Source organism: Nocardia sp. NPDC050799 (assembly GCF_040654015.1).
Classification (GTDB): domain Bacteria; phylum Actinomycetota; class Actinomycetes; order Mycobacteriales; family Mycobacteriaceae; genus Nocardia.
The window spans coordinates 68,785-77,069 of record NZ_JBFAHF010000035.1; the positions used below are offsets into that span (position 1 = coordinate 68,785).

The following is an 8,285-nucleotide window of genomic DNA, read 5'->3' on the forward strand; positions in this document are numbered from 1 at the left end:
GGTGCGCTTGACCGATCTTGCGCAGTCCGGCCGGTGGCGCCGACGCTCAGCGGCTGCGCCGACGCTCAGCGGCTGCTGCGGCGCTCCAGGCCCTTGCGGTCGTAGAGGATCGTGAAGACGAGACCGAGAACCAGGCCGATGGCCAGCCCGGCCAGGCTCATCCAGACCCCTCGCGCCAGTCCGGGGTTGCCGTGGGCGTCGAAGTACAGGATGGCGCGGATACCCAGGTAGATCTGGTGCATCGGTTCGAAGGCGGCCAGCCAGGCCATGTAGCGCGGGGTGGCGTCCAGCGGGATGGTGGCGCCGGCCGAGGGCAGTCCGAGCACGATGAACAGGATCAGGTTGATCAGCAGACCGGCCGACCCGAACACCGCGAGTACGGACAGCGCCGTGACCCCGACCGCGAGGATCGCCAGGGTGCCGAAGAGGAACAGCGCCAGGCCGTGTTCGAGTGGGACGTCGAGCAGGGCGGCGATACCGACGAACAACCCGGAGGCGATGGGTGCCACCACGCCCATCACCCCCCACTTCAGCAGCAGGGTGCGGACCCGGGAATGCGGGGCGGTCGGATGGTGCACGAACCACGGCCCGTATTCGGTGGGAACGAAACCCAGCGCCGAATCCACCATGGTGTGCACGATCATGGCGCCGGTGAAACCGGCCAGCACGATCAGCAGGGTGTAGAAGAACGCGGACAGGCCCTGCCCGGTCCCGTCCGGCAGCGGCCGGTATTGCTCGATGAGCACATCGATCGGTTCGGCCAGCATCAGCCGGGACGCGCCGGAGAGCTGGGTGCCGCCACCGGGGCCGGAGCTCAGTTCGCTGTCGACCGTTGCCGTGAGTTGTTTGCCGACCTCGGCGTTCACCTGCGTAAGCGCCTGCCGGGCGATGATCTGGGTGATCTGGGTGGCGAAGGTCCCGGTACGCGGATTGGTCACGACGGTGATCACCGGCTGCTGGATATCGCCGGGCACCACACTGCCCGCACCCAGTATCGACAGTCGTTTGGACAGATCGCTGGGCAGGATGATCGCGCCGTAAACCTCACCGTTGTCGAGGAGGCGCTGGGCCTCGCCGATGCCGGTGACCCGCAGATCGACCTTGTCCGCCGGGACGCGCTCGGTGAGCGCCGAGGTGATCTGATCACCGATATCTATCTGCTGTCCGTCGCGGATATCGCCGTCGTCCTGGTTTACCAGCGCGATCGGGAAATCGTGCAGATTCTTCTCCGGATCGACGACATAGCCCAGATACATCGTCGAAAGCAGGGCCATCAGCAGCGTGACCACCACGATCGGGCCGGCCCAGATACGGATACGACGCCGGACCCGGCCGCGGGTGCCGGTATCGCCCTCCGCACTCGGTACGGCGGGTGCGCCGGGCTCGTCGCCGGTGCTGTCGGTCCCCATCGTGTCCTCCGTCGAAGCTGCGGTCCCGGCCCGGGTACACGGGCCGTTCGTCTGCCGTTACGGCCGGGTCAATGGTGGCAGCTACCCGGGCGGGGAGCGGTACCGCGACCGGGTGTGTCTGCTCACTGTGGCAGGCGTATCAGCGCAGCACGGCGGCTATGCCCGATTCAGGAGCCGGTAGCTCGAATGCCACAGCCACTCCACCGGACCGCGTTCGAACCGGCGCAGCCAGCAGTGCGCGAACAGTGCGATCACCGCGCACACGGTCACGTAGACAGCGACGGTGAACGGCACCCGGGCTTCCGGGGCGAACCGCGCGGCCAGCCCGAACCCCCAGCCGTAACAGAGGATCGACGCCACCAGGTTCTGCAGGATGTAGCAGCTCAGCGCGGCCCGGCCGATCTCGCTCAGCCGGCGTCCGGCGAAACCGGTGCGGGTGCGGCGCACAGAGAACTCGGCGACCAGCGCCAGGATGCCCAGCGAGACCACCGGCGCCACCACATAGCGGGTGATCAGCACGAGGTCGCCGCCGCCGGCCAGACCGGCCAGCAGATCGATCGGCGCGGCCACGCCGAAACCCACGAGCAGGAGTCGGCGCCGCAGGCGCGCTCCTTCGGGCCGGAACACACCGGCGTGGAACAGACGAGCGCCCACCAGGAACAGCACGATCGACAGCGGCAGGATGACGATCGTTTCCGCGCGGAACGCCAGTGCGTGCTCGGCCCGGAACTGCACCAGATCCCAGAACGAGCCGTCGGCGTACGGGTTCGGGGACAGCGGCGTCCGCTCCCGTGGCGCGGCGGGCTCCGTCAGGACCAGCGAGACGGCGTAGAGCGCGATCAGGGTGAGGTGCACGCCGAGCATCGCGTAGAGCCACCGGCCCTGTGCCCGCCCGCTGCGCGTGAGCAGGAACGCGACGATCGCCGCCGTTACGGCGTACCCCATGAGTACGTCGAATTCGGCGATCAGGAGGAAGTTGAGCAGGCCGTCGAGGAACAGCAGTGCGGCGCGCCAGGGGTATCCGCCCGGCCAGGGGCGGCCGGCCCGGCGGGCCGAGGTCTGCTGGATGGCCAGGCCGATACCGAACATCACCGTGAGCAGACCCAAGAATTTGCCCTGGGCCAGTTGTTGCAGCACCTTCTCGGCCCACATCCAGCCGTCGGTGGGGGACATCGAGATCCGGTGCAGATATCCGCTCAGGCCCTCGGGGTCGGTCAGGATCCAGACATTCGTGCCCAGCGTGCCCAGAATGGCGATTCCGCGCAGCACATCCAGTGCCGCGAGCCGGGGCGGGCGCGGCGGATTCGGTCCGGGGACGAGGGGGTCGGCGACGGTGCGGGTCATGGTCAGAGCATGTGGTCGCGGGCTACGCCACGGCATCGGCCGGAAGTACCACTCGACGGATGATTCGCCGTCCGTCGCCTACGCTCGAACCCATGCAGCGCATCATCGGTATCGAGGTCGAATACGGGATCTCCACCCCCACCGAGCCGTCGGCCAACCCGATCCTCACCTCTACCCAGGCGGTTCTGGCCTATGCCGCGGCCGAGGGGGTGCCGCGCGCCAAGCGCACCCGATGGGACTACGAGGTCGAGTCGCCCCTGCGCGATGCCCGTGGTTTCGATCTGAGCCGGATGAACGGTCCGGCGCCGGTGATCGACGCCGACGAGGTGGGCGCGGCGAATATGATCCTCACCAACGGCGCCCGCCTCTACGTCGACCACGCGCATCCGGAGTATTCCGCGCCGGAGGTCACCGATCCGCTGGACGCGGTGATCTGGGACAAGGCCGGGGAACGGGTGATGGAGGCGGCCGCGCGGCACGCGTCCAGCGTTCCCGGCGCACCCCGGATGCAGCTGTACAAGAACAATGTCGACGGTAAGGGCGCCTCCTACGGCACCCACGAGAACTATCTGATGAGCCGCGAAACCCCGTTCAACGCGGTGATTCTCGGGCTCACGCCGTTCTTCGCCTCGCGGCAGGTGATCTGCGGGTCCGGCCGGGTCGGGCTCGGGCAGTCCGGCGACAACGCGGGGTACCAGCTCTCCCAGCGCTCGGACTACATCGAGGTCGAGGTGGGGCTGGAGACCACGCTCAAACGGGGCATCATCAACACCCGCGACGAACCGCACGCCGACGCCGACAAGTATCGCCGGCTACACGTCATCATCGGGGACGCCAATCTGGCCGAGATGTCGACCTACCTGAAGGTCGGCACCACCGCGCTGGTGCTGGACCTGATCGAATCCGGCGCCGATCTGTCCGATCTGCAATTGGCCCGCCCGGTCACCGCGGTCCACGCCATCAGCCACGACCCCACTCTCCGCGCCACGGTCGCCCTGGCCGACGGCCGGGAACTCACCGGCCTGGCGATCCAGCGGCTCTACCACGAACGGGTCGCGAAGTTCGTCGAGGAGCAGGGCAACGACGACGAGCGGGTGCGCGATGTGCTCGACAACTGGTCGATGGTGCTGGACCTGCTGGAACGCGACCCGATGGAATGCGCCGACCTGCTGGACTGGCCGGCCAAGCTGCGCCTGCTCGAAGGGATGCGCAGCCGCGAGGGCCTGGGCTGGGCGGCGCCGAAACTGCATCTGATGGATCTGCAGTACTCGGATGTGCGCCTGGACAAGGGCCTGTACAACCGGCTGGTGGCGCGCGGGTCCATGAAACGGCTCGTCACCGAACAGCAGGTGCTCGACGCCATGACCGAACCGCCCACCGATACCCGGGCCTACTTCCGCGGGGAATGCCTGCGCCGGTTCGGCGCCGATATCGCCGCCGCGAGCTGGGACTCGGTGATCTTCGACCTGGGTGGTGATTCGCTGGTCCGCATTCCCACGCTGGAGCCCCGCCGCGGCACCAAAGCGCATGTCGGGAAACTTCTCGACGGGGTCGATACCGCCGCTGACCTGGTGCGACAGCTCACCACCTGAGTGTTCACCGGAAGGCCCACGGAGGTCGCGGCCACCGGGGTGGGACGTAATCCGACTACGTGTCGTCCCGGCTGGGTAGTGTTGAAGAACGAGCACAGGGGTGCTCACGATTCGTCCGGTACGCGAGCGCGGCCGGTCGGTGGAAACAGAGGAGGTCGGCTGCGATGGCACAAGAGCAGACCAAACGCGCCGGGGGCGGCGACGATGACGAAGGCGTCGACGGCGTAGACGCCGCGGGTCAGGAGCGGCGCGAGAAGCTGGCGGAGGACACCGACGACCTGCTCGACGAGATCGACGATGTGCTCGAAGAGAACGCCGAAGACTTCGTTCGTGCCTACGTGCAGAAAGGTGGCCAGTGACCGCAGGTGACCCCTTGCGTCTCCAACTGGGGTACGCCCTCTCGTCCTTTTCCGAACATCTGCGTCAACACGCCCCGGATCTCCTGCCGGGTAGCGGATTCGACGCCCTGAGCCAGCCCACCGCCGCCGGAAACCCCGGCGGCGGTGCCGCGGGGGATATCGCACCGCACGGGACCACCGTGGTCGCGGTGTCCTATCGCGGCGGTGTCCTGATCGCCGGTGACCGGCGCTCCACCCAGGGCAATCTGCTGGCGGGTCGCGATGTGGAGAAGGTCCATATCACCGATACCTACTCGGCGACCGGTATCGCCGGGACCGTGGGCATGGCCATCGAACTGGTCCGCCTGTTCGCGGTGGAACTCGAGCACTACGAGAAGATCGAAGGCGTTTCCCTCACCTTCGACGGCAAGGCCAACAAACTGTCGAAGATGGTGCGCGACAACCTGCCGGCCGCCCTGCAGGGCCTGGCGGTGGTGCCGCTGCTGGTCGGCTACGACCAGCAGGCCACCGATCCGGACCGGGCCGGGCGCATTGTCTCCTACGACGTGGTGGGCGGGCGCAGCGAGGAGCGGTTCGGTTTCACCGCCGTCGGCTCCGGCTCCATGTTCGCGCGGACCTCGCTGAAGAAGCTGTACACCAAGGGGATCGACGCCGACCGCGCCCTGCGGATCGCGGTCGAGGCCCTGGTGGACGCGTCCGACGACGATACCGCCACCGGCGGGCCGGATCTGCTGCGCGGGATCTACCCGACCGCGATCCTGATCGATGACGAGGGCGCCGCCGAGGTGGCCGAATCCCGGCTCGAGGAGATCGCGCGCGGTATCGCCGCCGACCGTCAGGCCGCAGAGGAAGGGAGCGCCCGGGCATGACCCTGCCGCTGTATGCGTCCGCCGAGCAGATCATGCGCGACAAGACCGAGCTCGCGCGCAAAGGTATCGCCCGGGGCCGCAGTGTCGTGGTGCTCGCCTACGCCGAGGGCGTGGTGTTCGTGGCGGAGAATCCGTCGGCGACCCTGCACAAGGTCAGCGAACTCTACGACCGGACCGGTTTCGCCGCCGTCGGTAAATACAACGAATTCGAGAACCTGCGCCGGGGCGGCATCCTGCAGGCCGATCTGCGCGGCTACCAGTACGATCGCCGCGATGTCACCGGCCGGGCGCTGGCCAACGCCTACGCCCAGGCGCTGGGCTCGATCTTCACCGATCAGCTCAAACCCTACGAGGTGGAGATATGCGTCGCCGAGGTGAGCTATCCGGAGCAGGAGCCCGAATCGGTCCTCTACCGGATCACCTTCGACGGATCGATCGTCGACGAGCGTGAATACGTGGTGATGGGCGGTACCACCGAACCCATCGTCAGCGCGCTGAAGGAGTCCTACCGGCCGGGCCTGGACCTGGCCGGGGCGATCCGGGTCGCGGTGGAAGCGTTGCAGTCCAGCGAAGGCGCGGACAAGGACAAGCGGGCCCTCGGGGTCGGCTCGCTGGAGGTCGCCACCCTGGAGCACGCGCGGCCGCGGCGGGCGTTCCGCCGGATCGGTCGCGCCTCCCTCGAAGAGCTGCTGGGCTCGGCGGGTGAGGCCGGCTCGGCGGAGCCGGAAACCGGCGGAAAGCCGGACTGAACAGGCCGGCCCCGCGCCGGCCGAGGATTCGCGGGTCGCGCACCGACAACGGTGCGCGACCCGTTTACGTGAGATGTGATGCGCGGTCAGCTGTCCATAGACCGGCGACCATTGAGCACTTACAGTGCGGTGAGCCTGGCCAGGCTGATTGTGGCGTATGCCCGCACACGCCTTCTGCCCGGTCTGGATGGTCTGCCTCAGTGGCCGGGGCCCGCCCCCGGTTCTGGAGCGGCGGAGTGAAGAACCGGGGTCACAGGGCGCCGACCCGCCCCGCCGGAGGCGGGGCCAATAAACACAGCCCAATCGTTGCCAAGCCGTATACATCGGGTTTTCCGCACCGACCCGCAGGAATCTCTCCGCGCTGTAACCTCGATAGTGTGCAGCGACGAATTATGGGGATCGAGACCGAATTCGGTGTGACGTGCACCTTTCACGGACACCGCCGGCTCAGCCCCGACGAGGTGGCCCGGTATCTGTTCCGCCGGGTGGTTTCCTGGGGGCGCAGCTCCAATGTGTTCCTGCGAAACGGCGCCCGGCTCTACCTCGACGTCGGTTCGCATCCGGAGTACGCCACCGCCGAATGCGACAGCCTGGTCCAGCTGGTCACTCACGACCGGGCCGGGGAGCGAGTACTGGAGGAGCTGCTCATCGACGCCGAGCAGCGCCTCGCGGAGGAGGGTATCGGCGGGGACATCTACCTGTTCAAGAACAACACCGATTCGGCGGGCAACTCCTACGGCTGCCACGAGAACTTCCTGGTGGTGCGGGCCGGCGAGTTCTCCCGGATCTCCGACGTGCTGCTGCCGTTCCTGGTGACCCGGCAGTTGATCTGCGGGGCCGGCAAGGTGCTGCAGACGCCGAAGGCGGCCACGTTCTGCCTGTCGCAGCGGGCCGAGCACATCTGGGAGGGCGTCTCCTCGGCGACCACCCGCTCGCGTCCGATCATCAACACCCGGGACGAGCCGCATGCCGACGCCGAGAAATATCGGCGCCTGCACGTGATCGTGGGCGATTCCAATATGGCCGAGACCACCACCATGCTCAAGGTCGGCACCGCCGCGCTGGTGCTGGAGATGATCGAAGCCGGGGTGTCGTTCCGCGATTTCGCGCTGGACAATCCCATCCGGGCCATCCGGGAGGTCAGCCACGACCTCACCGGCCGCCGTCCGGTGCGGCTGGCGGGTGGCCGGCAGGCCAGCGCCCTCGACATCCAGCGCGAGTACTACGCCCGCGCCGTGGAGCATCTGCGCAACCGGGACCGTGATCCGCAGGTCGATCAGGTGGTCGATCTGTGGGGCCGCACCCTGGACGCGGTGGAGTCGCAGGATTTCGCCAAGATCGACACCGAGATCGACTGGGTGATCAAGCGCAAACTGTTCCAGCGCTACCAGGACCGCTACAGCATGGAGCTGTCCGACCCCAAGATCGCCCAGCTGGACTTGGCCTACCACGACATCAAACGCGGCCGCGGCGTCTTCGACCTGCTGCAGCGCAAAGGTCTGGCCAAGCGGGTCACCGAGGACGACGCGGTCGACGCCGCTGTCGACACCCCGCCGCAGACCACCCGGGCGAAACTGCGCGGTGATTTCATCACCGCCGCCCAGGCGGCCGGCCGGGACTTCACGGTCGACTGGGTTCACCTCAAATTGAACGACCAGGCCCAGCGCACCGTGCTGTGCAAGGACCCGTTCCGCTCGGTGGACGAGCGAGTGGATCGCCTGATCGCCTCGATGTAGGGAGTGCCCCGGGGCCGGTCGGACTGTGGTCGGTCCGCCCGGCCCCGGGCGCGTGTTCGCTGCCTTTCTGCTACGCCCCGAGGTACCGGGCGAGCCTTCATAAGGCACTCGTTCGCGAAGGCGAGGTCGGTGGGCTCACTCGCGAAGGTGCTGTGTTTATTTGCGGCGCCTTCGGCGCCGCGGGGTCGAGGCCCCCTCGGTCCCGCCGTTCAGCCGCCGAGACTCGC

7 protein-coding genes are annotated in these 8,285 nt (G+C 67.8%); 5 read left to right on the forward strand and 2 right to left on the reverse strand.

Features of this window, described 5'->3' with window-relative positions; translation table 11 throughout:
• Window positions 1-65 precede the first annotated feature (65 nt).
• A complete protein-coding gene (locus AB0H42_RS28695; protein WP_357061633.1) occupies window positions 66-1,409 on the reverse strand; it encodes a DUF3533 domain-containing protein in 1,344 nt (447 codons plus the stop codon).
• Window positions 1,410-1,565: 156 nt separating this feature from the next.
• Complete coding sequence (locus AB0H42_RS28700; RefSeq protein WP_357061635.1) at window positions 1,566-2,753, reverse strand: DUF418 domain-containing protein; 1,188 nt, start codon at window positions 2,751-2,753, stop codon at window positions 1,566-1,568.
• Window positions 2,754-2,845: 92 nt separating this feature from the next.
• Between AB0H42_RS28700 and dop the strand changes: the two genes are divergently transcribed.
• The 5 genes from dop to pafA all read left to right on the forward strand — a co-directional run bounded on the left by dop (window position 2,846) and on the right by pafA (window position 8,058).
• A complete protein-coding gene (gene dop / locus AB0H42_RS28705) occupies window positions 2,846-4,345 on the forward strand; it encodes a depupylase/deamidase Dop (protein ID WP_357061637.1) in 1,500 nt (499 codons plus the stop codon).
• A gap of 164 nt (window positions 4,346-4,509) precedes the next feature.
• Window positions 4,510-4,704, forward strand: coding sequence for a ubiquitin-like protein Pup (locus tag AB0H42_RS28710; protein ID WP_030521323.1), 195 nt, complete (start codon window positions 4,510-4,512; stop codon window positions 4,702-4,704).
• On the forward strand, window positions 4,701-5,573 hold the full coding sequence (prcB, locus tag AB0H42_RS28715) for a proteasome subunit beta (protein WP_357061640.1): 873 nt from the start codon (window positions 4,701-4,703) through the stop codon (window positions 5,571-5,573). The genes AB0H42_RS28710 and prcB overlap by 4 nt, the downstream gene beginning before the upstream one ends.
• Window positions 5,570-6,322, forward strand: coding sequence for a proteasome subunit alpha (gene prcA / locus AB0H42_RS28720; protein ID WP_357061643.1), 753 nt, complete (start codon window positions 5,570-5,572; stop codon window positions 6,320-6,322). The genes prcB and prcA overlap by 4 nt, the downstream gene beginning before the upstream one ends.
• Before the next feature lie 377 nt (window positions 6,323-6,699).
• Window positions 6,700-8,058 (forward strand): Pup--protein ligase, encoded by a 1,359-nt coding sequence (pafA, locus tag AB0H42_RS28725; protein WP_357061646.1) that lies wholly within the window; start codon window positions 6,700-6,702, stop codon window positions 8,056-8,058.
• Window positions 8,059-8,285: the final 227 nt, after the last annotated feature.

Coding starts and splice junctions, on each gene's coding strand:
- AB0H42_RS28695 (WP_357061633.1), bottom strand. CDS start 1,409: ATGGGGACCGACAGCACCGGCGACGAGCCCGGCGCACCCGCCGTACCG.
- AB0H42_RS28700 (WP_357061635.1), bottom strand. CDS start 2,753: ATGACCCGCACCGTCGCCGACCCCCTCGTCCCCGGACCGAATCCGCCG.
- dop (WP_357061637.1), top strand. CDS start 2,846: ATGCAGCGCATCATCGGTATCGAGGTCGAATACGGGATCTCCACCCCC.
- AB0H42_RS28710 (WP_030521323.1), top strand. CDS start 4,510: ATGGCACAAGAGCAGACCAAACGCGCCGGGGGCGGCGACGATGACGAA.
- prcA (WP_357061643.1), top strand. CDS start 5,570: ATGACCCTGCCGCTGTATGCGTCCGCCGAGCAGATCATGCGCGACAAG.